Annotated in this window: 29 protein-coding genes and 2 pseudogenes; 10 read left to right on the top strand and 21 right to left on the bottom strand. The window is 67.2% G+C overall.

Features of this window, described 5'->3' with window-relative positions; all coding sequences use genetic code 11:
- Nucleotides 1–385 (top strand): annotated as a pseudogene (locus tag G205_RS17745) (ABC transporter permease); the annotation flags it as partial.
- Nucleotides 386–409: 24 nt separating this feature from the next.
- Here G205_RS17745 and G205_RS17750 read toward each other — a convergent pair.
- A complete protein-coding gene (locus G205_RS17750) occupies nucleotides 410–724 on the bottom strand; it encodes a DUF3040 domain-containing protein (protein WP_083875102.1) in 315 nt (104 codons plus the stop codon).
- Nucleotides 725–1,014: 290 nt separating this feature from the next.
- On the opposite strand from G205_RS17750, the gene G205_RS17755 reads away from it, so the two are divergent.
- From G205_RS17755 to G205_RS17765, 3 genes are read left to right on the top strand one after another with little or no spacing between them, the layout of a single operon-like run.
- Nucleotides 1,015–1,530: a hypothetical protein gene (locus tag G205_RS17755; RefSeq protein ID WP_009359213.1), complete on the top strand. Its 516-nt coding sequence runs from the start codon at nucleotides 1,015–1,017 to the stop codon at nucleotides 1,528–1,530.
- A gap of 55 nt (nucleotides 1,531–1,585) precedes the next feature.
- Nucleotides 1,586–1,993, top strand: a complete 408-nt coding sequence (locus G205_RS17760; RefSeq protein WP_009359214.1) for a four-helix bundle copper-binding protein — start codon at nucleotides 1,586–1,588, stop codon at nucleotides 1,991–1,993.
- Nucleotides 1,994–2,005: 12 nt separating this feature from the next.
- Nucleotides 2,006–2,212 (top strand): hypothetical protein, encoded by a 207-nt coding sequence (locus G205_RS17765; protein WP_009359215.1) that lies wholly within the window; start codon nucleotides 2,006–2,008, stop codon nucleotides 2,210–2,212.
- A gap of 92 nt (nucleotides 2,213–2,304) precedes the next feature.
- Here G205_RS17765 and G205_RS17770 read toward each other — a convergent pair.
- Nucleotides 2,305–3,689, bottom strand: a pseudogene (locus G205_RS17770) (MBL fold metallo-hydrolase RNA specificity domain-containing protein).
- A 276-nt stretch (nucleotides 3,690–3,965) separates the two neighbouring features.
- Here G205_RS17770 and G205_RS17775 point away from each other — a divergent pair.
- Nucleotides 3,966–4,433, top strand: a complete 468-nt coding sequence (locus G205_RS17775; RefSeq protein WP_035753678.1) for a DUF4383 domain-containing protein — start codon at nucleotides 3,966–3,968, stop codon at nucleotides 4,431–4,433.
- 138 nt (nucleotides 4,434–4,571) lie between these two features.
- On the opposite strand, the gene G205_RS22190 is transcribed toward G205_RS17775, so the two are convergent.
- Both G205_RS22190 and G205_RS17790 read right to left on the bottom strand, forming a co-directional pair.
- Nucleotides 4,572–4,724, bottom strand: a complete 153-nt coding sequence (locus G205_RS22190; protein ID WP_009359217.1) for a hypothetical protein — start codon at nucleotides 4,722–4,724, stop codon at nucleotides 4,572–4,574.
- Between the two features lie 506 nt (nucleotides 4,725–5,230).
- On the bottom strand, nucleotides 5,231–6,040 hold the full coding sequence (locus G205_RS17790; RefSeq protein WP_052014183.1) for an ANTAR domain-containing response regulator: 810 nt from the start codon (nucleotides 6,038–6,040) through the stop codon (nucleotides 5,231–5,233).
- Between the two features lie 182 nt (nucleotides 6,041–6,222).
- Here G205_RS17790 and G205_RS17795 point away from each other — a divergent pair, with 182 nt between their 5' ends.
- Nucleotides 6,223–6,474 (top strand): hypothetical protein, encoded by a 252-nt coding sequence (locus G205_RS17795; protein WP_200859193.1) that lies wholly within the window; start codon nucleotides 6,223–6,225, stop codon nucleotides 6,472–6,474.
- 16 nt (nucleotides 6,475–6,490) lie between these two features.
- Here G205_RS17795 and G205_RS17800 read toward each other — a convergent pair whose 3' ends face one another.
- The 7 genes from G205_RS17800 to G205_RS17825 all read right to left on the bottom strand — a co-directional run bounded on the left by G205_RS17800 (nucleotide 6,491) and on the right by G205_RS17825 (nucleotide 13,142).
- Nucleotides 6,491–7,951, bottom strand: coding sequence for an SLC13 family permease (locus tag G205_RS17800; protein WP_009359221.1), 1,461 nt, complete (start codon nucleotides 7,949–7,951; stop codon nucleotides 6,491–6,493).
- Complete coding sequence (locus G205_RS17805) at nucleotides 7,948–8,217, bottom strand: hypothetical protein (protein ID WP_035753680.1); 270 nt, start codon at nucleotides 8,215–8,217, stop codon at nucleotides 7,948–7,950. The genes G205_RS17800 and G205_RS17805 overlap by 4 nt, the downstream gene beginning before the upstream one ends.
- A 200-nt stretch (nucleotides 8,218–8,417) precedes the next feature.
- Nucleotides 8,418–8,801 (bottom strand): universal stress protein, encoded by a 384-nt coding sequence (locus G205_RS17810; protein WP_009359223.1) that lies wholly within the window; start codon nucleotides 8,799–8,801, stop codon nucleotides 8,418–8,420.
- Between the two features lie 33 nt (nucleotides 8,802–8,834).
- Nucleotides 8,835–10,805, bottom strand: coding sequence for a tripartite tricarboxylate transporter permease (locus G205_RS17815; RefSeq protein ID WP_009359224.1), 1,971 nt, complete (start codon nucleotides 10,803–10,805; stop codon nucleotides 8,835–8,837).
- An 8-nt stretch (nucleotides 10,806–10,813) separates the two neighbouring features.
- A complete protein-coding gene (locus G205_RS22195) occupies nucleotides 10,814–11,221 on the bottom strand; it encodes a type 2 periplasmic-binding domain-containing protein (protein WP_052014185.1) in 408 nt (135 codons plus the stop codon).
- Entirely contained in the window at nucleotides 11,221–12,006 is a 786-nt protein-coding gene (locus G205_RS17820) for a type 2 periplasmic-binding domain-containing protein (RefSeq protein ID WP_052014186.1), read from the bottom strand. Before G205_RS17820 ends, G205_RS22195 begins: the two co-directional genes overlap by 1 nt.
- A 56-nt stretch (nucleotides 12,007–12,062) precedes the next feature.
- Nucleotides 12,063–13,142: a PrpF domain-containing protein gene (locus G205_RS17825; RefSeq protein WP_009359225.1), complete on the bottom strand. Its 1,080-nt coding sequence runs from the start codon at nucleotides 13,140–13,142 to the stop codon at nucleotides 12,063–12,065.
- A 277-nt stretch (nucleotides 13,143–13,419) separates the two neighbouring features.
- On the opposite strand from G205_RS17825, the gene G205_RS17830 reads away from it, so the two are divergent.
- Nucleotides 13,420–14,334, top strand: a complete 915-nt coding sequence (locus G205_RS17830) for a LysR family transcriptional regulator (RefSeq protein ID WP_009359226.1) — start codon at nucleotides 13,420–13,422, stop codon at nucleotides 14,332–14,334.
- Nucleotides 14,335–14,349: 15 nt separating this feature from the next.
- Here G205_RS17830 and G205_RS17835 read toward each other — a convergent pair whose 3' ends face one another.
- On the bottom strand, nucleotides 14,350–15,546 hold the full coding sequence (locus G205_RS17835) for a type II toxin-antitoxin system HipA family toxin (RefSeq protein WP_009359227.1): 1,197 nt from the start codon (nucleotides 15,544–15,546) through the stop codon (nucleotides 14,350–14,352).
- Nucleotides 15,539–15,742 carry a helix-turn-helix transcriptional regulator gene (locus G205_RS17840; RefSeq protein ID WP_009359228.1) on the bottom strand — a complete coding sequence of 68 codons (204 nt, stop codon included), beginning with the start codon at nucleotides 15,740–15,742 and terminating at the stop codon, nucleotides 15,539–15,541. The genes G205_RS17835 and G205_RS17840 overlap by 8 nt, the downstream gene beginning before the upstream one ends.
- A gap of 270 nt (nucleotides 15,743–16,012) precedes the next feature.
- On the opposite strand from G205_RS17840, the gene G205_RS20735 reads away from it, so the two are divergent.
- Nucleotides 16,013–16,444 (top strand): hypothetical protein, encoded by a 432-nt coding sequence (locus G205_RS20735; RefSeq protein WP_152419617.1) that lies wholly within the window; start codon nucleotides 16,013–16,015, stop codon nucleotides 16,442–16,444.
- 29 nt (nucleotides 16,445–16,473) lie between these two features.
- The gene (locus G205_RS17845) at nucleotides 16,474–17,352 is read left to right on the top strand and encodes a sigma-54-dependent transcriptional regulator (RefSeq protein WP_009359230.1); all 879 of its coding nucleotides are present in this window, start codon (nucleotides 16,474–16,476) and stop codon (nucleotides 17,350–17,352) included.
- Here G205_RS17845 and G205_RS17850 read toward each other — a convergent pair.
- Both G205_RS17850 and G205_RS21360 read right to left on the bottom strand, forming a co-directional pair.
- The gene (locus tag G205_RS17850; RefSeq protein ID WP_009359231.1) at nucleotides 17,349–17,963 is read right to left on the bottom strand and encodes a hypothetical protein; all 615 of its coding nucleotides are present in this window, start codon (nucleotides 17,961–17,963) and stop codon (nucleotides 17,349–17,351) included. The genes G205_RS17845 and G205_RS17850 overlap by 4 nt on opposite strands.
- The gene (locus G205_RS21360; protein WP_152419618.1) at nucleotides 17,954–18,304 is read right to left on the bottom strand and encodes an amidohydrolase family protein; all 351 of its coding nucleotides are present in this window, start codon (nucleotides 18,302–18,304) and stop codon (nucleotides 17,954–17,956) included. The genes G205_RS17850 and G205_RS21360 overlap by 10 nt, the downstream gene beginning before the upstream one ends.
- Between G205_RS21360 and G205_RS21365 the strand changes: the two genes are divergently transcribed.
- Nucleotides 18,289–18,723, top strand: a complete 435-nt coding sequence (locus tag G205_RS21365; RefSeq protein WP_009359233.1) for a hypothetical protein — start codon at nucleotides 18,289–18,291, stop codon at nucleotides 18,721–18,723. The two genes, G205_RS21360 and G205_RS21365, sit on opposite strands and share 16 nt — an antisense overlap.
- A gap of 11 nt (nucleotides 18,724–18,734) precedes the next feature.
- Here the strand turns inward: G205_RS21365 and G205_RS17860 are convergent, their stop codons facing one another.
- The 6 genes from G205_RS17860 to G205_RS21970 form a co-directional block, all read right to left on the bottom strand.
- Nucleotides 18,735–19,808, bottom strand: coding sequence for a pyridoxal phosphate-dependent aminotransferase family protein (locus G205_RS17860; RefSeq protein WP_009359234.1), 1,074 nt, complete (start codon nucleotides 19,806–19,808; stop codon nucleotides 18,735–18,737).
- Between the two features lie 2 nt (nucleotides 19,809–19,810).
- Nucleotides 19,811–20,689, bottom strand: a complete 879-nt coding sequence (locus tag G205_RS17865; protein WP_009359235.1) for a hypothetical protein — start codon at nucleotides 20,687–20,689, stop codon at nucleotides 19,811–19,813.
- Nucleotides 20,662–21,390 (bottom strand): hypothetical protein, encoded by a 729-nt coding sequence (locus tag G205_RS17870; RefSeq protein WP_009359236.1) that lies wholly within the window; start codon nucleotides 21,388–21,390, stop codon nucleotides 20,662–20,664. The genes G205_RS17865 and G205_RS17870 overlap by 28 nt, the downstream gene beginning before the upstream one ends.
- A 2-nt stretch (nucleotides 21,391–21,392) precedes the next feature.
- Nucleotides 21,393–22,181, bottom strand: coding sequence for a hypothetical protein (locus G205_RS22200; protein WP_200859194.1), 789 nt, complete (start codon nucleotides 22,179–22,181; stop codon nucleotides 21,393–21,395).
- Nucleotides 22,178–22,714, bottom strand: a complete 537-nt coding sequence (locus G205_RS22205; RefSeq protein WP_200859195.1) for a hypothetical protein — start codon at nucleotides 22,712–22,714, stop codon at nucleotides 22,178–22,180. Before G205_RS22205 ends, G205_RS22200 begins: the two co-directional genes overlap by 4 nt.
- A 35-nt stretch (nucleotides 22,715–22,749) precedes the next feature.
- The coding region (locus G205_RS21970; protein ID WP_035753682.1) for a hypothetical protein at nucleotides 22,750–22,955 on the bottom strand (206 nt) is incomplete at its 5' end.

Consider the following 22,955-nt stretch of genomic DNA (forward strand, 5'->3'; position numbering starts at 1 on the left):
GGCCGCGGGAGCCGCGGCTGCAGCGGTGCTCACCGTCTCCCAGGCCGGGGGCAGCGGCGCGGGTACCGTCTTTGCGGCGGCGCTGGCCCATGTTCCTGCGGCGCTGGTTTTTCCGGCGGTGACGGTGCTGGTGTTCGCGCTCGCGTCCCGGTGGAGCAGCGCCGTCGGCTGGGGATTCCTGGCCGTGGGACTGGTGCTGGGGCAGTTCGGGGAACTGCTGGGGCTGCCGGTGTGGATGCAGGACCTGAGCCCGTTCCGCCATTCGTCCGCGATGCCTGCCGAGGCGTTCGATCCCGCCGGCGCCGTGCTGATGGCCGCCATCGCGATCGCCCTGGCCGCGGCAGCCGGCCGCCTGATCCGGGAGCGGGACCTGGCCGGGTACTAAGTCAAAGACCGTTTGTTTGGTCAGTCAGTGCTTCGGCTTGAAGAAGCGGGACGGGAACATCGGGCTCCGGGGCTGGGCGGCCTGCGCTTCCAGGAACCAGTATGCTGCTGCGCATTCGAGCAGGAAGCCGGCGGCGCCGATGACGAGAACCTGCGTTGCCACCCCCATGAGGACAAGCACCAGGCCCGCTAAGAAGGCCAGGGTGGCAAAGACCATCCGGCGGGGGACCTGGTTGTCCTGCTTCCCTTCCTGCAGGTTCCGGGCCAGGGAGGGATCCTGGGCGCTGAGAAGGTTTTCCAGCTCTTCGAGCCGCCGGCGCTCTTCATCGGACAATGGCATTGCACTTCGCCTTCTTGGGCCTGCCCTACCACGCAGGCCTTCACTATTCAGGCTAGGCACCGGACAGGTCCTGACAAAGCGAAGTTACGCACTCGTGATGGCCCTGCTGCATTCTTGATGCCCCTGTAACGGCCCGGGCTCCCGGCAGGGGCCAGACAGCGCTACCGGCCGGAGCAAGCCGGGTGTCAAACTGCCGCTGGCCGGGCCGGGGTGGAAAAGTAATGCAGGTGTGACCTGTCCCACGCGGATACGAAGCTAGGCTGTTTAAGGTGTCCACCAGGAAGTGGTCGATGGCCACGCTCAACTGCACTCCGGAGGGGATCCTTCGCTGCCTTGTATCGGCGCGGAGCCTTTTCGTATGCATCCTCCTGGTCCTCCTTGTGGCGGGGGCGGCCTCCTACACGCACGGCACCCGCTACGCCCTTGTGGGGCATGGACCTTTCCTGACTGCGCCCGCCACTTTGCTGGCGGGACCCGCCCAGCCTGCTGATTCCGGCGCGCCGCCCACTGAGGTACCGCCGCTGCAGGCAACCTTTCCCGGCCCTGGTGCCCCGCCGTCGTCGGACTCTCCGGTTGTACCCGTGACGCACTATGCCAGCGCGCTGCTGGACCCCGAGTCCATGGAGCGGGACTGCTGTGAACGCCGGCAGGCCCCGCGCGGCGAGCCGGCGCCGTTGAGGACGGGCGCTGTGGATGGGCCCTCCCTGCTCCTGCGGGAAGAAGGCGGCGAGGTTCTTTCCCCTGTGCCGTCCGAGCCGGATCTGCCGGCGCTTACGGTCATCCAGCTTTCGGTCAGTCGGACATAAACACTGCCGCTGTTGCACCGAAATCACTACCGGCTACACCTGGAAAGACAGACCAATGACTCATGTTCAATCGATGCTGGACGTCCACCCCCAAGGTGCGGGAAACGTCGATAAAGCCAAACTTACCGAATGTATCCAGGCGTGCTTTGAGTGCGCCCAGACGTGCACTGCGTGCGCGGACGCCTGCCTCAGCGAGGAGATGGTGGCCGAGCTGACCAAGTGCATCCGCACCAACCTTGACTGCGTGGATATCTGCGTGGCCACGGGAAAGATCCTGAGCCGGCAGACCGGCACCGCCCCCGAGATCACCCGGGCTGTGCTGGCGGCTTGCCGGACTGCCTGCAAGGCCTGTGCGGAGGAGTGCGGACAGCATGCCGCCAAGCACAAGCACTGCGAGGTATGCGCCGAAGCGTGCCGGCGCTGCGAGCAGGCCTGCGCCGACCTCCTCGCTTCGCTGGGCTGAAAGGAAGCGGTCATGGCACAGCTAAAAACGGCGGGCCAGGCAAGGCATCCGGAAGACCCGCAGGTGCGGCGGATGCTTGCCACGCACATGCACTGCGGGGAGGAGATGCAGATAGTGGGCCACCCGGGTTCCGCCGGTGTACCGGACGGGACGGACGACGGCGGACTGCTCACCTACCGCTGCGTGTGCGGGTTCTGCTTCGACCAGCGGCGGCCCTGACACCCGCCGACCAGTATGGCACCAGGCCCCGGCCGGTGCGGATTGGGGGGCCGGCCGGGGCCTGGGACGGTGGGCCGTGGGGGGTTCCTCCGTCAGCGCGGATTGTCCAGGGAAATGGTCTCCTGATGCTCCGGGACGCGCGCACGCCATCCGAGTTCGTGCTTGAGGCGCAGCCGGAGGGCATCGGAGGCGTCCGGCTCCCCGTGGGTCACGTAAGTCATGGCCGGGGCCTCGGGGGCGGACTTCATCCATTGGACCAGCTCGTTGGAATCCGCGTGGGCTGAGAGCCCTTCCATCTGGATGACCTCTGCCTCGATCCTGACCTCCTGGCCGTAGACGCGGACGTGCCTTTCCCCGGCGGCCAGGGACGCGCCCCTGGTTCCGCCGGCCTGGTATCCGCTGAGAATGATGGCGTTGCGGCGGTCGGGTCCGTAGGCGGCGAGGTGGTGCAGGATCCGTCCTCCGGTCAGCATCCCGCTGGCGGAGATGATGATCATGGGCCCGCCGCGGAGATTGAGGAGCTTGGAGTCGTCGGGGCTGCGGACGGGCTTGGCTACTTTGTACATGGCCTCGAACTCATGCTGCTTGAGCCGGTGTTCCTCCCTGTGGCGCTGGTACATGTCGGACGCGTCGATGGCCATCGGGCTGTTCAGGTACACGGGGATGGAGGGGATGGCGCCTTTGGCCAGCAGGCGGGACAGGTGCAGCAGGACCGTCTCGGCCCGCCCCACTGCAAACGCTGCGATCATGATGACGCCCTGCCGCTTGGCGACCCGGGTGATGATCTCACCCAGCTCGGCTTCCGGGTTTCCCGCCGGGTGGACCCGGTTGCCGTAAGTGGACTCGGTTACCAGGACGTTGGCCGGTTCCAAACCACGGGGCGGATACATGAGGGGGTCACGCGCGCGGCCGAGGTCTCCGGTGAAGTGGATGGTCCGGCTTCCCAGCCGCAGGCGCACCTGGCGGCGCCAAGGATGTGGCCGGCCGGAACGAAAGTCACTTCGATGCCACCGGCAATCTTGAACGGTGCATCGAAGTCCTGCGCTTTGAAGCTGTTGAGCGACCGGACGGCGTCTTCGGCGGTGTAGAGGGGCACAGCGGGATGGTGCATCGAGGATGCCCGGTGGTCTGCATAACGGGCTTCCTCCTCCTGGAGGTATCCGCTGTCCGGAAGCAGCAGTTTGCACAGTTCCGTTGTCCCGGCCGTCGCGTAGTCCGGGCCGTGGAAGCCGTCCCGCACCAGGGCCGGGATGTAACCGGTGTGGTCCAGGTGGGCATGCGTGAGGACCACTGCATCGAGGCTCCCGGGATTGAGCTGGAGCGGCATGCGGTTGCGGTCGCGGAGCCGTTTGTAGCCCTGGAAAAGCCCGCAGTCCACCAGGATCCGGCTGTTCTGGGAATGGATCAGGTAGCGGGAACCCGTGACGGTATCGGTTGCGCCGAGGAACCTCAGCGTTGGCGGATGCTGTTCCCTCATGCCTGCTCCTTGCACCGGGGTACGGGACGCGGCCCTCGGGGGTGTTGCGGCTGAAGGAACCGCGCGGTGTCTGACAAGTACATACCGTGTCCGGCAGGGGCGACAGGGACAAAAGACCCCTCCGGTGGTTGCAGCAGAAAGAGGGGGACTAAAGCCTCTGAGATCCGGATCTCTACGGGTTGAAGCTTGAACTACACCCTTATGCCGCAGATGCAACGGCGGGGCCGCTTCTGACCTGAAGCCCAATTCAAACGCAATATTTCGAGGGAGCTAAGCATGTCTGCGTCATCAGCACATCCGGGCATAGGTGCCCATCACCATCGCACGGCTATCGAGATCACCGCCCTCACGGCGGGGGCCGTTTTTGCCCTCGTTGGTATCCTCGGGTTCATCCCCGGGATCACAACGAGCTACTCGGAAATGACCTTCGCGGGCCATGAATCCGGGGCCATGCTCCTGGGCGTCTTCCAGGTGTCGATCCTGCACAACATCGTCCACCTCCTGTTCGGTGCAGCCGGCCTGATCATGGGCAGGACTGCAACGCAGTCCAGGTATTTCCTGATCGGTGGCGGCGCCGTCTATCTGGTGCTCTGGCTCTACGGGCTTCTGATCGACCAGGCGTCCACGGCCAACTTCATCCCCGTGAACACCGCGGACAACTGGCTGCATGCGGTACTGGGCCTGGTCATGCTCGCGGCCGGGCTTCTGCTGGGCCGGGGCAGCGCCGAACGCCGGGACGTGTAAAACCGGAGCATTCTTGAGCACCCTGTAGCCGCCCATTGGAGTTTTCGCGGCGGTTGACCCGGTGGAAGGCAGATGCGCCCATAACAAAGGCCCGAAGCCCTGGCCGCTGCAGTTTTCGCAGCCGGCCAGGACCGGGCCTTACGTGCGGGCCCTGCGCTTCACCCAGCCCCAAACGACGGTGGCGGCGAACAGCACCAGGCCGATGAAGGCCAGCCACAGCAGGCCCTCAATGATGAGGCCCAGGATGGACAGAACGAGCCAGATGATAAGCAGTGTGATGATCAGTCCCATGCTGGCATCCTAGCCCCCAAGGCGCGAACTGCCCGGGACCAGCATGCTCCGGGTCCTTTTGCGCAGGCATGTCCCGCTTACGCGCTGGCCGGCTTCTGCTGGTGTGGCGGGCGGTGTTTGGCTGCAAGGTCCGCGAGGTCGTTGATGAGCTGCCGCAACTGGTGTTCGCGGCTGATCGCCTTACGGTTTGGGGCTTGATAGGGCGCGGCTGGCCTGTCCGTGGCGCGCGCTGCTGGCTGCTTCCTTGCGGGCTGCATACTTGGGCTTACCCGGTCCATCAGCTGTTCCTCTTGGCGTACTGGTTGCGGCATGCACTGCCCCTCAGGTCCTCCTGAAGGGGCTTGTGATGGCCACCCTAGAAAGCCGCACGCCAGATGGGAAGGGGTTATCTCCAGCTCCGGGATTTATTGTGCGTTTCTTGAGCTGAGCTGCACTGCCGGGGCCTTTTCCGCTGCGCATATGCCCTGCCGCGGCTTGAATTCCGGTCGCGGCAGGGAGCATGCGCGTCATGAACGCTTATGCGTGCCGGAAACGTTCTGCAGGATGCCTTCCGCCACCAGCCGGACCTTGATGTTCCTGTGGCTTGAGGCCTTGGCCAGGATCTCGAAGGCGGCCTCGTAGGAGCACTTGTTCTGCGCCATGATCACGCCGCAGGCCGCGTCGATGATGGGGCGGCTTTCAAGTGCCGACGTCAACTGGGCGGCGGATGAGCGGGCGGCCCGGAACTCCTCGGCGACCGCATAGCTGTTGCCTGCCCTCTTCCCGAACGCCGTGGCGGCGGCGGTGACTGCCGCCGTGAACACGTTGTCCCGGGCGGAGAGCAGGGTGAGCGCGGCGAATCGTCCGGACCCCAGCGGCACCGGTACGGAGAGCAATGAGCGGTAGCCGGCGTTTTCCAGGACGCGCCAGTAGTCAGGCCAGTCGGGATGCGGGAGGTAGCCGTTGGCGATGATTGCCACCCTTCCGGCAAGAGCCCGGGACACGGGACCGTCCCCGTATTCCTGCTCCTCCCAGGCCAGCCCCAGCGCGCTCGCGTTGGATCCCACCGCCTGCTGGGTTCCACGTCGCCGCGGCAGGGTCATGGCGCAGTCGAACGGGGAGGCCACCATCTCCTGCAGGGTTGATGACGCCGCCGCGAGGAGCAGGTCCAGGGATGCGGCGGAGCTTTCTGCCCGCAGATCCAGCAGGACTCCGGCCGGCGTAGTATGCCTCTTCCGGTACGGCACCGCCTGCCAGCGGGGCCTCGCGGCGTCGCCGCCGCCGTCGCCGGGCGCCGCGGGATGGTGCGCCCTGTGTTTCCTCAGCTCCAATGCCACATGTGCTCCCTGACAGCCCACGACCCACTCACGGGCTGCTGGCTCAACCCTTTTCCGACGGTACGCGGCAGGCATGGCGGATACACGAGTGGTGGCTACTCGTTTTTCGGTTCGCCCATTCGTGCCCCGGGGGTATGGTTGGGCTGGCGGAGCACCTGTCCAAACCGTCGAACATTCCGAAGATGCGGGGTATCAGCGTGAACGAATACGAAGCCTCACTGGTCATCAAATCCGGCGCGGAGCTGCTGCTCTCCGCTTCGTCGGACCCCCGATCGGACGAAGGCTATACCGCTGTCAAAACGAACGTGTCCGAAGCGTTGGAACTCATGGCGGAGGCGCTGGCGAACTTTGAGGCCGGTGTGAGTGGCACCAACCGGTCAACCGGCTGGGTCCAGGACCTGCGCCGCGTGGCGGACGACCTGGCCGAAAAGTAGGGCTCCCCGGCCCGGCCTACATGATGCCCGTAGGCACCAGCAGGGCCCAGGCGAGGACCGGGCCGGCCAGTACGACGGCGCCGGCGTAGATCATCAGTTGGCGGTAGACGCGCTGGCGGTCGTCTTCGCGGGCGTTGGCCACCACGAGGGCGCCGTCGGTGGAGAAGGGCGAGACGTCGACGACGGTGGCGGCGACGGCCAGCGCCGCGACCGTGCCCGAGGCGCTGAGCGAACTGGTGGCCAGCAGCGGACCGGCCATCGGGATGAAAGCGGTCAGCAGCGCGGTGGAGGACGCAAAGGCGGACCCGATGCCGATGACGAAGCAGAGCACCAGGGCGATCAGCAGTGGGGCGCCCAGGGCCAGCGCCATCTCGGCGAGCGTGTCGATGACACCGACGTGCTGCAGCAGCGAGACGTAGGTGATCATGCCGGCCACCAGCAGGACCGTGGACCAGGAAATCCCGCCGATGAAGGTCTGGTGTTCCTTGATGTTGATCAGCGCCAGCACCAGCCCGGCGGAGAGCGCCACGAAGCCGATGGGCATGTGGAACCCCAGCGTGCAGACGAGCATGACGGCGATCAGCACGAGCGTCAGGATCTGCTGGCCGCGGGGCCGGATCGGCGCCGAGGTGTCCAGGTCGGCGTGCTGCCCGGCAGAACCCTCGCGCAGCCGGCCCAGCAGGGCAAAGGCGACGATGGTGAGCACAGACAGGATCAGGTTGATGGCGAAGCTGGCGGCGAAGAGCGCTCCCTGCGAGATGGGGAAGCCGTTCTCTTCGGCGATGTTGTGCACCAGCACGCCCGCCACGGACAGCGGGGAGAAACCGCCGGCGTGGGCGCCGTTGATGATGAACGCGCCCATCACCACGGGGTGGATGCGGGACTCGTAGGCGAAGCCGATGGCCGCGGGTGCGAGCAGCGCGACGGCGGCCGGCGAGAAGGTGCCGAGTGCCGTCAGGGCCGCGGCGAGCAGGAAGAACACCCAGGGCAGCACCATGGTCTTGCCCCGGACCAGGCGCACGCAGGACTGGACGACGATGTCGATGGTCCCGTTCCGCTGCGCCATGCTGAAGAAGTAGGTGACGCCGATAATGGTCAGGACGATGCTCGCGGGGAACTCCGCCAGGATTTCCTTGTCGTTCATGCCGAGCAGGAAGTACCCGACGCCGAACGAGGCCACCAGCCCCATGACGCCAATGTTCAGGGGCCACTTGGTGGCGACGACGAACATCACCACGAGGATGGCGAGCGGGATGATTTGTGTGGCGGTCAAGGTCGGCTCCGGTTCGGTGGCGGCGTCCGGGCCGAAGATGTTCCCGCCCAGCACGAGCGCGGCCAGGCCCAAAATCAGGACACCGGCCACTGCCACCAGTAGCATACGGCGGCGCCGCCCGCTGCCCTGCCCCTTGGTCGCGTCCTTCGCCTGCTCCCGCGTCGCGGGTGCGGTGTCAATCGTGCGTTCCGCTGTCTTGGTCAAGAGTCGCTCCTCGTGGCTTGGGGTGTACGCCGGCAAACTGTGACGCCGTCGCTGTGCAGGAAGAGGGCCCGGCCCTTTCCCTGGTCCCGGTGGATCCACAGCATGCTGCCGTCGAAAGCGAGCAGGTCGATGCGGCCGGTGGCGATGGTCCGGCCGTTCTGCCGGATCTCCACTTCGTCCTTCCTGGACAGGGTGCACCAGTTGGGGACCGGCTGCGGCGTCGCGGGTTGCCTGGCGGTGCCTGGCTGGAGTCGGGTGGTGGGCAAGGTGATTCCTTTTATTGCTGACGTTTTGGACGTGGGGGAAGGAGGCAGGAGGACCATGGGTCCGCCTGCCTCCTTCAGCGGCGTGCCCTTCTCCCGCGCCCGTCCTTCGGGGTTCCTGTTGCGATGGAATGCGGGGTGGGGACACGCCTGCCGGTGGGTGCCGGCTGCCGGTGAGGACCGCCGTCGAACGGTCCGGACTGTTAGTTGAGCCGGTCCGCGCGGACCGCGAGGACCGGGCAGGTGGCATCCAGCAGGATCCGCTGGACCGTGCTGCCCAGGATGAGCTTGCCCACCATCGAGCGGTGCCGCAGGCCGACGACGATCATGTCCACGTCCCTGTCCTGCGCGATCTGGATGACGGCGTCCCCGGGGTCGGAGAGGACAGATGATTCAACCGTCAGTCCGCGTCCGGCAGCCTGCAGCTGGCTTTCGATGTCCTTCATCTCCTGCGGTTCGAGGCCATGGTGGCCGCGGCCCACGTTGACGATCAGGAGGTCGGACTTCCGGAGGACTGCTTCGGCGATGCCCTGGGTGAGGGCTTCCCGGCCTTCGGGGGCCGGGGCGTAGGCAACGAGAACCGTCATTGTCTTGCTTCTTTCGGGTAGATGGGGGTGCAGCTAGATGAGCGTGTTGAGCCAGCCCTGCGGCAGGTCGATCGGGAGGAGCGAGGGCAGGGCGAGCAGCACCACATAGAGCGCCACCGTGTAGATGATGGCCACCTTCAGCCGGGCCCTGGCAACGATCAGCAGGAACGCCGGGATGAACACCGTGACAGCCACGAGGTAGCCGAACCCGGCAGTGAGGGCGAGGAACGCTGTCATCCACAGGAAGGTCTTCATCGCGAAGCCGGCGTCGAGTGTCCATCCTGCCCCGGCGGTCCTGGCCCGAAGCCGGGTCCTGATCTCGATGAAGAGCAGGATGCCGGAGAAGACCAGCCCGCCGATGCTCACCAGCTGCGGCACCAGGCGCGCCTCGGGTGAGAACGACTGCGAGGCGATCAGGGCCGCGGCGAAGGCGGCGGCGAAGATGCCGGCTGCGGCGAGGGACCAGGTGGAGTTCTTCAGCGGGCTCTCGTCGTCTTCGGGACGCTCGTCGCGGTGGCCGTCGTCGAGGTTGGTATTGCGGCGGGCGCGGATGGACTTGATGAAGGCCCAGATCATGGGCAGCACCAGGATGGCCAGGAAGACCAGCACGCCGGGGCGTGCCATCCAGTCGAGGCCGTTGTAGAGGCTGTCCGTGAGGAAGTAGTAGCGCTCCAGCGGGATGGCCAGGACGAAGCCGATCAGGAACGGCGCCCGCGGGAAGCCGGTTGACTTCAGCAGCCAGCCGAACACGCCGAGGATGATCATGACCCAGAGGTCGCCGAGCTGTCCGCCCTCCTGGAAGGAGCCCAGCAGCATCACGGCAACGAGGCCTGCAGCCAGGACGGCGAAGGGGACCTTGGTGAGCTTGGCGAGCTGCTTGACGCTCAGGAAGCAGAACAGGGCGCCAAGGATCGAGGCGATGGCGAAGGACCACACGATGAGGTACATCAGGTCCAGGTGCTCGGTGATGATGGACGGGCCCGGCTGGATGCCGTAGGTGAGCAGCATGCCCAGGAGCATGGCCGAGGGGACGCCGCCGGGGATGCCGAACAGCAGGGTGGGGATCAGGTCGCCGGCTTCCACCGAGTTGTTGGCGCTTTCGGGGCCGACGATGCCGCGGGGGTCGCCCTTGCCGAACTTGCGCTTGTCCTTGGCGGTGGCGACGGCCTGGCCGTAGGCCAGCCAAGTGCCGGCGGTGGCACCGACGCCCGGCAGGACGCCGGCCCAGATGCCGATCAGGGCGCCGCGGATTACCTGGCTCCAGTGGGTCAGCCATTCCTTGATGCCCTTGCCCCAGCCGCCGCCGAGGGTGATGTTTTCCTTCTGGCCGCGCCGCTGGCTGGCGCGGGAGGCGATCTCGGCCAGGCCGAAGATGCCCAGCGCCACAGCCACGAGGGAAAGGCCGTCACCCAGGAACAGGCTGCCGAAGGTAAACCGCTCTTCCGCCGTGGTGGGGGAGGTGCCCACCATGCCGAGGACCAGGCCCAGCAGGCCGGCCGAGATGCCCTTAATGATGTTGCCGCGGGACAGCACGGCGGCGAGGGCGACGCCGAGGACCGTCAGCATGAACAGTTCGGGGCTGGCGAACGAGAGGACCAGGGGCCGGGCCAGCGGAATGGCGAGGGTCAGGCCGATGGCGCCAATGATGCCGCCTGCCATGGAGGACAGGAAAGCCAGCGTCAGTGCCCTGGCGGCCTGGCCCTTCCTCGCCATGGAGTAGCCGTCAAGCATGGTGACGCTGGCGGAGGCCGAGCCCGGCGCGCCGAGCAGCACGGCCGAGACGGTATCGGAGGTATGGACGACGGCGAGGGCGCCGATCAGGAGCGCCAGCGCCTGGGGCGGTTCCATGCCGAAGGTGATGGGCAGGAGGATCGCGACGGCGCCGGTGCCGCCCAGTCCCGGGATGAGGCCCATGACCAGGCCGGCGACGACGCCGATCAGGAGCATCAGCAGCAGGGACGGATCAGCAAGTGATGCCAGCGCTGCCATAGCGGAATCAAGCATGGTGGTCCTTATTCAACGTGGATGTTGTATTTGCTCTCGAGCAGGTCCTTGACGTAGGACCTGACGGAGCTGCTGACGGTGTATGCGGCCCTGACGCGGTCTGCCATGTCGGCATCGGCCACCAGGGGGTATCCGCCGAGGACCTTGGCCGCTTTGGCCTGGAAGTCCTTGTCGGCGCCGAGCTTTTCGCTTGATTCGCGGAGCAGCGTCACGGCTTTTTCGGGAGTCTTTTCCGGGACCCAGAGGCCCTTCTGGTACGTGTAGGTCAGGCCCAGGAGGGTTTTGTAGGCCTCGAACTTTTCACCGGAGGGCTTCTTGCCGTGCAGCTGTTCGTAGGCCTCGGGGACGGTGGGGACGTCCGGGAAGTTGGGGTCCCGGACCACTTCGCCGGACCCGTCCAGCTGGCCGAAGGACATCAGGACGGTGGCTTTGCCCTCCTTGGCGATGCCTTCGATGGCGGAGCGTAGGCTGACGTGGTCTGGTAGTCCAGGTCGATTTCGCCGCGCTGCAGCGCCAGGTTCACCGGGCCGCGGCCCTCGAAGCCGAAGGTGGAGGTGACGTCGGCTTCGAGGAGGTCGAACGCCACCAGGGTGGTGATGTCCAGGCCGGTGGCGCTGATGCCGCCGAACTCCAGGGGTTTGTCCCGGTTGATGAGGTCCTGGATGCCGTTGACGCCGGCTTCGGTCCGCGCGTAGATGACACCGCCGGTGCCGTTGACGACGACGGGCTGCAGGTTTTCGAAGGAGTACTTCACCGCGGTGCGTCCCAGGACCCAGGGCACCACCGTCGAGGCGGTGCCTACCAGGATCTCTGTACCGTCGTCCTTCGCGGACCGGCTGAACTTGTTGGTGCCGGAGATGCCTTCGCCGCCGGCTTCGTTGACGGGTGCGAAGCCGGGGCGGCCCGGCACGTAGTTGGTCAGTTCGGTGCCGATGAAGCGGGCCCAAGTGTCGGTTCCGCCGCCGGAAGCCAGCGGGATAAGGAATTCCAGTGTTTCCCCGTCGAAGTTTCCGTCCTCGGTGCTGGACGGCGGGTTCAGGAGCCCTTCGCCGAGGACTGTGGTGCCCAGGCCGAGCACGGCCAGGGCGCCCACTGCGGAGAGGATGGTGCGCCGGGAGTGCTTCGGCGGGTCGGGGAGTTCTGTGGGCTCAGGTGCCTGCAGGTCCCCGGGGGGTTCCAGGGATGATTTTTGGCTCGTCATTGAGGTGTCCTTTGTTGGGGACGGGCGCCCTGCGGCGTCCGCTATGGTGTGGACTGTTACCAGGTGTCGGGGAGCAGGAGTTCGGCGTCGGCCAGCCGGCGGGCACTGCGGAGTGCGCCCACAACCGGGGTTCCTTCGCGGGTCTCGGCCCAGGTCTGGACCAGGCCGGCAGGGGTCCGCATGGTGACGCCGGCGGAGACGTCGCTGCTGATGAGGTTGGAAGCGACCGTTCCCTCGTGCTGCGCAGCCATGGTCAGGGCAACGCTTCCGGTGATGGCCAGGGCCGGGTGCAGGCGCCCCATGGAGAGCATCCGCACTACCAGGTCCGCCTCGTCTCCGTCGTCGGCCTTGGCCACGAGTGCGAGCTTGGGGATGGCGCGTTCGGCGTCCGCCCGGGTTGCGGCGAGTCCCATCTGCACGGCGGCGTCGCGGCGCGTGTCGTCCAGGTGCACCAGCAGCTCGGTACGGGTGTCGATTTCGGCAGCGGTTTCGTGGCCGGTCAGGCCAACCGCTTCGGCTTCGACGATGACCACCGGGGCTCCGGCGTCGATGAACGTGGCGGGTACCTGGCGGCCGTCGAAGGTGACTTTGTCCTGCGGTTCCCCGGTGGGGAAAAGTTTGCCTGTGGTCCTGCCGGCCGGGTCGAAGAAGCCCATGCCCACCGGCATGCCCGGGAACGGAACGCCGGGAATCATCTGGCTGCCTGAGTGCCCCAGTTCGCCGCCCGGTGTGTCCACCTTCTGCAGGATGAGTTGGTTGGTGTTGGTGTTCAGGGTGCGGACCGCCGTCGTTTCCGGGCCTGGCGTAACCCAGCCGCGCTCGATGGCGTAGGGGGCGACGACGGCGGAGCAGTTGCCGCAGTTGCTTCCCCAGTCAACCCGCTGCTCATCGATGCCCACCTGCGCGAAGGTGTAGTCGACGTCGGCGTCCTCGCTGACGGACCGGGACAGGATGACGGCCTTGCTGGTGGTGGAGGTGCCGCCGCCAACGCCGTCGATCTGGCGGTTGTCCGGGCTGCCGAAGAGGCGCAGGAGCACCTCGTCCACGGTCTTGCCCGGAACCTGGAGGCTGTCCCATTCGAAGACCCAGCACTTGCTGGTTCCTCCACGCATCCACGTAGCTGGGATCTTGAACATGTTTGCTTTCACCTTTCCCGCGGCCCCGGATTGGGCCTTCAGCCGTGCTGGCCTAACCCAGTGTGATGCCCGTCCTAGATGAATTACAAACGCCAAAAAGTACACCTGCATTCACTTTTACTTCAATCAAGAGGGTGGCGTTGAGCGTCTAAAGTGGCGTCATTTTCCGCTGCGCGGGAAAGTGGGGGCCAAAAGGCCGCAGAGCGGCAGTCCGGATGAATAGTTTGTATAAAATCAGCAAGGGGGTGTAAGGAATACTTCAAGGAGGAACCGCCGGATGCTGAACATCAGAAGGCTTGAACTGCTGCTGGACGTGGTGGAGCTCGGGTCCATCACCGCAGCCGCAGACAAGCACGTGTACTCTCCGTCTGGAGTCTCCCAGCAGTTGCGCCGGCTGGAGGCGGAAGTGGGCCAGCCGCTTCTGCAGCGCCAGGCCCGGGGGATGGTGCCCACCGACGCCGGCCACGTCCTGACGGCGCACACCCGCAAGATCCTGCGGCAGATGGCGGCTGCGGAAGCGGACCTCGCTGAGATCGCGGGCCTCAACCGGGGCAGCCTCACCATGGGAACCTTCCCCACGCTTGGAGGGTCGTTCCTGCCGCTGGTCATCAGCAGATTCAAGGCGCAGTACCCGGCCATCGACCTGCACGTCCGGAGCAGCCGCTTCAACGAGCTCATCGAGATGCTGGAGAACGGCCAGGTGGGGATGTCGCTGCTGTGGGACTACGAGTGGAACAGGCTCAACCCGGAAAGCTTCGCGCTCACGACTGTCTTCGAGGACGCCACCGCCCTGATCGTCGGCAAGGACCACCGGCTGGCCCGCCGCAAGCAGGTGGACATGGCGGACCTGGCCAAGGAAGAGTGGATCGTCCGGGAAGAGGAGCACCCTGTGCTCGAAGTCCTGCACCGAAGTGCGCAGGCAGCGGGGTTCGTCCCCCGGATCTCCTTCCACGCCAACGACTACCAGGAGGCCCAGGCTATGGTCAGTGTAGGACTGGGCGTAGCCCTTGCCCCGCGGACGGCCGTGGTGAACAAACATCCTGGCGTCAGCATCGTGTCCCTGGGCTCGAGCGCACCGGCCCGGCGGGTGCTTCTGGCGCACCGCCACGACAGGGTGCGTGCCGCCGCTGAAGTCGCGTTCCAGACAACACTGCTGGAGGTTGCCAAGGAAAGCGCCGCCGATTTCCGGTAAAGGGGAGGCGTGGCTTTAGGCGCTCCCGGCCAGCTCTCCCCGGCGGAACCGCAGTTCCCGCAGCGTCCCGCGCAAGGGCGAGCCGGTAAACGGGAGGGCTTCCAGGTCGATCGCCGAAGCTGCGGACAGGGCCACCTTGTTGGCGGCGGCTGCTGCCCTTTCCGGCAGGCCGATGCCGGCGGCGAAGTCCCGCCAATGCCGGGCCTTGAGGTTCTTGACCTTTCCGGCAATGGGCAGGGCCATGGAGTCGTCACCGTAGAGCAGCGTGCAGGGGATGTCGTACATCGGAGCCACCATCCAGCCCCCGTTCCTGCCCTCGAGGATTGCGGCGTTCTTGGCATGCAGGTCACCATTGCCCGTCAGCCAGGCGAAGACGAACTGCAGGTACAGGTTCCTGGCTGCTACAGCCTTTGCCCTGCACAGGCCGCCCAGCGCCAGCGCCACTTCCTCGGAGCTGACCGCGTACTTGGACGCCGGCGGCAGGTTCAGGACCTGGGCTGCGTCCTCCAGGGCAAGGCGGACCAGGCCATTGTCCTGGCCGCGGTCGAAGCGTTCAACAAGCAGCCCGGGAAGGCCGTTCCGGTCGGTGACAACGCTGTGTCTGGCAACGGGGATCTTGAGCCGCTTTGCCCCGGCCAGGTGGGCGGCTTCGTTCACCACCAGGTTCGGGTGCCGGGGTGGATCGAGTTTGAGCAGGTAGCGGTGGTGGGCCAGCGTGAGCGGGGTGGTCAGCATCGAGGCGCTGGCTTTCGCCTGGACCCCGGGCAGCCCGTGGGTATCCACCGCGTGGGCAAGGGCGGCAAAGTCCAGGTCCTCCGGACGGGAGGTGTCCGCCAGGGCCGGAGGATCTGCCGCCGGCGCCCCCTCCGGGACAACCTGGACATCACCGGGTACGTCGGCCCCGACCGCCAGCAGCAGGCTGAGTTCATCGCCGAAGCTCGTCTTCACGGCGTCCTTGAGGGCGGTCAGGCGGTGGCCTTCGGGCAGGAGCCCGGAGAAGAACGCCGGAAGTGCTCCGCTGGGAGCTTCCACCGGTCCGGAGGCGAGGGGGAGTGTGGTGGCCACAGGCTTGCCCTCGGCCTCCAGGTAGCCAGGTGTGTAGGAGAACACCACGCTGCCCCGGTCCGTGCGGTTCAAATGCCCGGCCAGGCGCCCGCCCTTGTACACATCGGCGCTGCGGACGAACTTGAGGTAGCGCAGATCGTCAGGCATCGACTGCCTTGAGGTGAAGCCCCACGGCATTGGCGGCCGCGGCAACCGTGGCCAGGGACGGGTTTCCCCTCCCTGTCTCGATAGCGTGCACCGTCCGCGCGGAGGTGCCAATAAGGTCCGCCAGGGTCTCCTGGGTGATGCCGGCTTCTTTGCGCGCACGCCGGATGCTGGCCCCGATGTCCGCAGCGTCCCCCATCCGTTCACCTTTCCCGCAATATACTGCTGGTTTTACCCCACACCTCTGCCAAGTGTGGCCCGGAATCTCATTCTTCGCAATATATTTCCGAAACTACCGTGGACTGGGCCGCGAGGAGACGCACTGCATCAAACCGGAAATATTCTGCCGATTGCACCCGCGGCTGTCATCACCGTCGGGAGTAACGGGGCAGTAACGCCGCACGTGGTCAGCTTCCTCGGGTTGGACGGAACGCGCAGCCGGACTTTGCGGGGGGATGCTATGCCGTGGGTGGTGGACCTGACAGGCCGGCAGGACTGGGTCCAGGAGGCCCTTGCCGAGCTGCGTGCCGGCACCGTGGACCTGGAGTTGGGGGACGCCGTCGGGACCGGTCCGGCCGGCATCATCTTTGCGGCATCCGATTCCCCGGACCTGAGGGCTGCCCTTGCGGCTGCCGGATACAGCGGCAGCCGGGTCATGGTGATCGGACCCCGGGACGGAAGGCTGAAGCCATGGCCTGTGCTGGAGGCGGGCGCGGCGGAGTGCGTGGCGTGGCTCGGCCAGGTGGCAGCGGCAATGGCGTGGCTGCAACGTGCCGAAGAGGTTGAATCCGTCCTGGACTCTGTTGAGGTCCGGGACCAGTTCTCCGGGCAAAGCCCCGCTTTGAGGGCGGCCCTCCGGGACCTGGTGGTGGCTGCACGTTTTGGGCGGGCCCCATCCTGATCCAGGGCGAGACGGGGACAGGCAAGGAGTTGGCCGCGCGGGTTGCCCATGCCGTCAGCCGCCGGCACGGCAACCTGGTGATCGTCGACTGCACCACCATTGTTCCCACCCTGATGGGCAGCGAGCTGTTCGGCCACGAGCGGGGTGCCTTCACCGGTGCAGTGAGCGTGCGGACGGGCGCCTGTTCCGGCGCCGACCAGGGATCCCTGTTCCTTGACGAGGTGGGCGAACTTCCCCTGGACCTGCAGCCCGAGCTCCTGCGCGTGGTGCAGGAAGGCACGTACAAGCGGGTTGGCGGCGACCGGTGGCAGCACAGCAAGTTCCGGCTGATCTGTGCCACCAACCGCGACCTGGCCGCGGAGGTCGCCGGGGGGAGCTTCCGCACGGACCTCTACCACCGGATCGCGGCGTCGGTGGTCACCATGCCGCCGCTGCGGGAGCGGCTGGAGGATCTCCCGTGCCTGTTCGCCCGTTTCTGCCGGGAAGCCACGGGGGTGCGCACGGACCCGGACGTGGACCCAGCCGTCCAGGATGTCCTGCTCCGGCGCAGCTATCCCGGCAACCTGCGCGACCTCCGGCAGCTGGCCTTCCGGATCGCGGCCCGGCATGTGGGCCCGGGGTCCATCACCCCCGGTGACCTGCCCCGGGAGGACCGTCCCGCCGTCGTCAAGCCCGCTGCGCTCGCCGCCACCGGAATCAGCGCGGCCGACCCCCTCCGGTCCGCGGTGGCCTGGGCCGTGGACATGGGCCTGGGCCTGCGCGAGATCAAGGACCGTGCGGCGGAGGTGGCGGTGGATGTGGCCGTTGAACGCAGCGCAGGAAACGTGCACGCGGCGGCCGCCATGCTCGGCCTTACTGACCGTGCCGTCCAGCAACGGCAGGCCAGGAAGGCCCCCAGCGGCAACTAACCCGCAGACAGTTCACCCGCAACCTCCCGCCAGTAGCCGTCCCCGGTCTCGTCGGCAAGTTCGCGGAAGAGGTCCCCAAGCTCACGCCACAGGACGTCCGGCCCTTTCCTTCGGACCCGCTGGCGCCCGGCCAGGGGCCGCTGGAAGGCGCCGGCGAATCTGTCGCGCACCAGCGGCTCCACCGCCAGCCCGAACAGGCCATGCTTCGATGGGTGAGGAAAGGGCATCACCTTCGGCAGTTCGATTTTGGGAAGTTCACGGCGTGAAACCAGAAGGCGGTCCAGGGCAGGAAGGGGTCCCTTCTTAAGCAGTTCGGTGGCTTTCAGTTCGTGCGCGAATACACGTACGTGGGTGGGCGGGCCCTTCTGCGACCAGGGCGAATATGTCACCAGCCACACGGAGGTCCGTTCAGGCTCGCTGCCAGCAATCCACGCCGGGCGCTTTGCCCCTGCCGACGGCGGCCCGCCGGACGGTTTGCCGGTGCCGCGGGCGGCATTGCTTTGCAGCAGGTAGGCGCGTAGCTGGTACAGGCCCTTCCTGATGGCGGCGTCGTTGTGGGGCTTGATCTCGGCAAGCCCGGCCGCGGTAACGGGTGATCCGGTCAGACCCATGCTGTGTTCCTCCTGGAGATGGAAGGGGTGACGTGGCGGCCGGCCTTCCGCGCCGGGCCGGTCAGCCGGAGCACGTTGCCGGCCAGGACGAGGTCCCGGTCTTCGGGCGCCAGGCCCAGGGCGAGGATCTTGGCGAGCTCCGGCGCCGGATGCAGGTACGGCCCGTCGCTGCCGTACAGCACCTTCCGGGCACCGGCGCGGGCAATGGCTTCTTCCAGCAGGTCGTAGTACCGCACGCCTGACGTGTCCGCGAAGACGTTGGGCTCGCGAACCAGGACATCAATGAGCGCTGCTGTGCACGCCAGTCGTCCGCGAAGGAGGACAGGTGCGGCACGATCCAGGGCACCCCGGGGTGCCGGGCCGCCAGCCGGGCGACAACCTGGACGTCGCCCCGCGGGTCGAAGAGCACGGGCATCCCGAAACGGGACGCGGCCAGTGCCACTTCGTCCGTGGCCATTCCGTCAGACCAGTGCACTTTGATGCCGCAGGCCCCGTGCGTATGGGCCGCAGCTACCACGGCACCAACATGGCCGCGGTCCGCAACGGCATTGACGAACACGTACCAAAGCCAGTTGGACGGTTCCCGCTGTGCCAGCCGGGCAACGGCCCGGTTGGCAGCCGCGTAGGAACCCACCGGCGCCGCCATCAGGACAGCGCGGGAAATTCCGACGGCGGCGGCCCGGCTCCGCCACACAGCGAAGGAGGTCTCCGGGTCTGCGGGGCCCAGCGGAACACCGGCGGTGCCCACATGGACATGTGAATCCACGATCATCAGGCCGCCCGCCTGTCCCGGGCAACCAGGGCAAGTCCCCGCACCAGCCGGTCCAGGTCCGCCTGCGAGTGGTCCGCCCGCACCACCGCTGACAGCAGTGCGCCCGGCCGGCAGCGCGGCAGCTGGACCAGGACCTGCAGTCCGCGCGCGGCTAGGCCGGCCCTCCACTCGCGTGCCAGCAGCGGCGGGTCAACGTGGACTCCCACAACGGGAAAGGGCAGCCCGTGCGGGATCAGACCGAGGTTGCGGAGGGCCTGCCGCAGCCAGCGCGTCAGCCGCCACAGCCGGTCCCGCAGCCCAGGGATGCGGGCGTTGCGGAGGGCGCTGAGGCCGGCGCCCAGATCCGCTGCCGAGGGTGGGCTGCTGTGCAGCCGGTTCCCGCCCCGGCGGGCCACCCTGCTGATGGCGCCCCGGTCCCCGGTGATCACCGTGACCGGCGTGCCGTACGCCTTGGCCAGCGAACCGAGCCACACCACGCCGTCATGGGTCAGCCCCTGCCATCGTGCCGTGCCCGTCCCGTCCCCGAAACCGCCGTCGGAATCCCGTTGCCCCAGTACCCCGAACGCCAGGGAATCATCCACCACCACCTGCCCGCCCGTCCCTTCAACGGCCGCCCTCATCAGGCCGAGGGGCGCGGGCCGGCCGCACCCCTGGCACCAGCCGTCCGTCACCAGCCAGGTGCGGGTGGAAGGCGAAGACCTGGTGGAAGGCACGACGGCGGGAGGACGGAAATGCGGGAACGTCACCACCCGCACGCCCCGGGCCGCGGCGGCGTTGCACGCCCATTGGGTCAGGGGGTAGGCGCCCCCGTCCACCAAAAGCAGGTCCCCGGGACGCGGGAGAGCCTGCAGGACATCCATCATCCCGTGCAGGGCTGAGCGGGCCACCAGGCCTGCCTCTGCCTGCTGCCGCCTGGCTACGGTTGAGGCAAGTTCTTTCGCCGCCGGGAGTTCCCGCAGCACCGCCGGGACGCCCGTGGTGAACTCGTTCCACGGGCGGAGCCCGGCACTGGGATGGTGCTGGCCCAGGAACAGCGCGGAGGTGAAGTCCGGCCAGCCGGATGCTGCACACATGCTCAGTACCGGACAAGCTTCCGGGCCAGCCGGCGCTGCAGCAACGTGGAGGGCATGGTGGTGTCCACGCGCTCGCTCAGATCAACCCCGGTCACTGCCCGGTAGGCGTGGACGTACCGCTGGATTGACGGCTTCCACTTGATGGCCCAGTTCTCTGCGTCATCGCCATCCATGTCGGATTCATTCCAGCGTCCGTGGCGGACGGAAAGCAGCAACTGTTCACCATGGACCGCGAGGTCGTAGAAATGCGTGATGCTCGCGTCGGACCAGCCCTGGAGCTGCTTCATGGCATCCACCCGGTCCATCCAGTCCTCGTCATAGGGGACCATGGTGCGTCCACCCAGGAACTCGCGCATTTCAGGCTGGGCCAGCATCCACTGCACCTCCATGGTTTCGATCCGGGCCGTCACCGACATGTCGGCGTACTGGTTGTTCGCCCCGGTGGCCAGCACCAGGTGAAGCTCCCGCAGGCTGCTGAGCAGCGGGAACGCGTCCGCATCCACGGTCTTGTCGTTGTGCTCCTTGTAGAAGTGGTGGCAGTCGTGGAGCAGGCTGTGGAAGGCGCTGAGGAATTGGGTCCTGCGCTCCACCAGCATCTGCGCCGGAGGTATGGCCCGGCCGATCAGCTGCAGGCCGTACTGGTATTCGTACTCGGCAGCCCGGCGCCGCAGGGAGAGCCGGTCCTTTTCGGCTTCCGCGAGTCCCCACAGGATCCCGCGCAACGGCAGGAGCGGGCTGACCGCCAGCCTGGACAGCGGATCCCCGCCGGTCACAACCCGCCGGTTCTGGAAACGGGCAAGGACCCGGTTCAGGCTCTGGAACAGCATGCCCTCTTCAAGCCAGTAGACGTAGATCAGCTCAGCGAAAGGTACCAGCCGCAAGGGATAGTCCTGGCCCTCCGGGAAGTCCGGCGGGAACGGATCCGCCTGGTCTTTCCGTTCCTCGCTGACGTAGGAGCCGTTGATGGCGGCGTCCCGGCCCTTCTCCGGGTCCCAGTCCGGCGGACTGAACGAATTGCCAGGGACGATTCAGTGACGAACTCCGTTGCCAGCTCGTGCAGCCGCTCGTAGCTCAACGACCCGTAGCCCGGGAACTCCGTCAACCTGCCGGCCCGGTGCCGGGCGAATCCGGCAAAGCGCTCGAACCGGAGGTTCCTGGTGACGTTCTGGATGAAGTTCCACAGGTGCGCATGCTCGCTGCCGGGCCGCGCGTTGGGTTCCAGGGCAACCCGGACAATCGGAGGGGCTTCCTTGCGCCTGGCCGTGAAGGTGTCCAGGACTTCCCAGTTGTCCTTGCCCGCCTCCGCCTTCTTGCCCGCTTCCACCCGGTGGACTGCACGGAACTGGACCTGGTATTCGCCGGGTTCCGGGATGGAGACCATCCGCTCAAACTCCTCACCCGAGCTCAGGTTCCGGGCGACCACGCCGCCCTTGCCGCCATCGATCGGGATGGGCTGCCCGCCACGGGTATTGATGATCTGAAACTCGAATTGTCCTGCCGGCTCCGAGTCCCGCAGTTCAAAACGCAGGGCAACTTCCTGTCCGGCATACACCGGCGTAACCGGCCGTCGGGTGAATTCCATGGCTATCTCCTTGGTAGTGCTGTTGGGGTGAAGTTGTGCATCGTGCGGCTCCCGGCGGGAGCGGGAGAGTCGAGGACGTCCAGGCTGCCCCTGACGGCCCACGCTGTAAGCAGGGAGGACAGCCGGGAGCTTTCGTCGGCCGGCGAGATGCGCCCGGCCGCCTTGGCCTGGCCCAGGACTGCGAATACCAGGGCCGGCCGCTGGCGGGCCATGACCCCGAAGTCGCCGCCCCAGGTTTCGTAGAGGCGCAGCAGCCTTTCCGGCTGCCGCTCCCGTACCGGCCAGATGGTGCCGAGTTCCCGGCCGCCGGCCAGTGGAACCCGGTGGTGCAGGAGCAGGTCCACGAGGTCCCCGATCCGGGATTCGCAGTTCCTGATCCACGCGGCGTGCCCTGCCGGCAGCCCGGCCAGCGGGTACATCGCCCGCCACACGGCCGCCAGCTCGCGCCACTGCGGGTGGGGGTAAAGCGCGTTGCCGATGGCGGCGGAGATCAGCACCCGCAGGTAGGGCATGGGATGCGGGTCGGTGCCGCCGGGCCGGAACACGAAATACCGGGGGAGGCTGACCACGGCCAGGAGCCCGATGGTGGAGGTGATGCCAACCGTGGCCACGGACCACATGTCGGCCACGATCTCGCTGATCCATTGGGACCAGACGTCCCACCCGCCGTCCGGGTCCCGGGCAGTGCGCCGCTCGATCTCCGCCCGGAGGGACGCCACCAGGTCGAGCTGGGCGGACCCCTGGTGCCCCACCTCGTGGACCAGGCTGGAGGCGATTCCGCTGCCGATCATGCGCTCCCGCGGAAGCCGGATGATCCCCACCGGGTTCGGCTTCCCGCCGGCAGGCGCGTCTTCGCCCGCCGGATGGCAGCACCGGCACCCCTGGCGAGGTAAACCACCAGGCGGGTGTCGCCGTCGTCGGCCGTTTCAAGCCGCAACGCATCCTGCGCCACGATGTCCAGCCCGGACAGCCAGACGCCCGTGGCGTGCTCACTGCGCTGGGTAACCACTTCGGTGAACAGGTCGAACTGGGCCAGGACCACGTTGAACTGGAGCCGGATGAGGACAAACCGGCGCTGCTGCTCGGCGGGGGAGGACTCCCGGCCGTCAGTCTCCAGCCAGTCCAGGAAGTGGGCGAGCTGCCCGCGGAGTTCGTTGCGGCCGGTGTGGAGGAAGCGTTCAATCAGCAGCTGGGCGTCCCGGGGCAGGGCGGCGGCGAGGACCATGGTTTCGTGCATGACGAAGGGCTTGATCTGGTCCAGCCGGGCCAGCAGGCCGGTGGCCTCGCTCTCGATGAGCCCGGTACTGATGGTGTTCGTGTCCACCGGATTCGCCTTCCTTCCGCCTCCCCGCGGGCCGGTCACACGCCCAGGAGGATGACGCGGCCGTCGCGGCGGATCCAGCGGCCCTCGTCGGCGCGGCCGTTCGCGCCACCGTTGCCGCCGTCGGACTGGCTGTCCCAGCCCTCGTCGGGTGCACCCCAGACGGCGCCGGCGTACTGGTCGCCGTAGATCCGGGTCCCGCCGCGGTAGCGCCGGCGTGATGCCTGGCGGGCGCGCAGCAGCG

Origin of the sequence: Arthrobacter nitrophenolicus (assembly GCF_000332815.1) — a bacterium.
Lineage (GTDB): Bacteria > Actinomycetota > Actinomycetes > Actinomycetales > Micrococcaceae > Arthrobacter > Arthrobacter nitrophenolicus.

What these genes read in the sequence shown, in the direction of transcription:
- G205_RS17750 (WP_083875102.1), bottom strand. Translation starts at nt 724, where the DNA reads ATGCCATTGTCCGATGAAGAGCGCCGGCGGCTCGAAGAGCTGGAAAAC.
- G205_RS17755 (WP_009359213.1), top strand. Translation starts at nt 1,015, where the DNA reads ATGGCCACGCTCAACTGCACTCCGGAGGGGATCCTTCGCTGCCTTGTA.
- G205_RS17760 (WP_009359214.1), top strand. Translation starts at nt 1,586, where the DNA reads ATGACTCATGTTCAATCGATGCTGGACGTCCACCCCCAAGGTGCGGGA.
- G205_RS17765 (WP_009359215.1), top strand. Translation starts at nt 2,006, where the DNA reads ATGGCACAGCTAAAAACGGCGGGCCAGGCAAGGCATCCGGAAGACCCG.
- G205_RS17775 (WP_035753678.1), top strand. Translation starts at nt 3,966, where the DNA reads ATGTCTGCGTCATCAGCACATCCGGGCATAGGTGCCCATCACCATCGC.
- G205_RS22190 (WP_009359217.1), bottom strand. Translation starts at nt 4,724, where the DNA reads ATGGGACTGATCATCACACTGCTTATCATCTGGCTCGTTCTGTCCATC.
- G205_RS17795 (WP_200859193.1), top strand. Translation starts at nt 6,223, where the DNA reads ATGCGGGGTATCAGCGTGAACGAATACGAAGCCTCACTGGTCATCAAA.
- G205_RS17810 (WP_009359223.1), bottom strand. Translation starts at nt 8,801, where the DNA reads ATGACGGTTCTCGTTGCCTACGCCCCGGCCCCCGAAGGCCGGGAAGCC.
- G205_RS17815 (WP_009359224.1), bottom strand. Translation starts at nt 10,805, where the DNA reads ATGCTTGATTCCGCTATGGCAGCGCTGGCATCACTTGCTGATCCGTCC.
- G205_RS22195 (WP_052014185.1), bottom strand. Translation starts at nt 11,221, where the DNA reads ATGTCCTTCGGCCAGCTGGACGGGTCCGGCGAAGTGGTCCGGGACCCC.
- G205_RS17820 (WP_052014186.1), bottom strand. Translation starts at nt 12,006, where the DNA reads ATGACGAGCCAAAAATCATCCCTGGAACCCCCCGGGGACCTGCAGGCA.
- G205_RS17825 (WP_009359225.1), bottom strand. Translation starts at nt 13,142, where the DNA reads ATGTTCAAGATCCCAGCTACGTGGATGCGTGGAGGAACCAGCAAGTGC.
- G205_RS17830 (WP_009359226.1), top strand. Translation starts at nt 13,420, where the DNA reads ATGCTGAACATCAGAAGGCTTGAACTGCTGCTGGACGTGGTGGAGCTC.
- G205_RS17835 (WP_009359227.1), bottom strand. Translation starts at nt 15,546, where the DNA reads ATGCCTGACGATCTGCGCTACCTCAAGTTCGTCCGCAGCGCCGATGTG.
- G205_RS17840 (WP_009359228.1), bottom strand. Translation starts at nt 15,742, where the DNA reads ATGGGGGACGCTGCGGACATCGGGGCCAGCATCCGGCGTGCGCGCAAA.
- G205_RS17850 (WP_009359231.1), bottom strand. Translation starts at nt 17,963, where the DNA reads ATGGGTCTGACCGGATCACCCGTTACCGCGGCCGGGCTTGCCGAGATC.
- G205_RS17860 (WP_009359234.1), bottom strand. Translation starts at nt 19,808, where the DNA reads ATGTGTGCAGCATCCGGCTGGCCGGACTTCACCTCCGCGCTGTTCCTG.
- G205_RS17870 (WP_009359236.1), bottom strand. Translation starts at nt 21,390, where the DNA reads ATGGAATTCACCCGACGGCCGGTTACGCCGGTGTATGCCGGACAGGAA.
- G205_RS22200 (WP_200859194.1), bottom strand. Translation starts at nt 22,181, where the DNA reads ATGATCGGCAGCGGAATCGCCTCCAGCCTGGTCCACGAGGTGGGGCAC.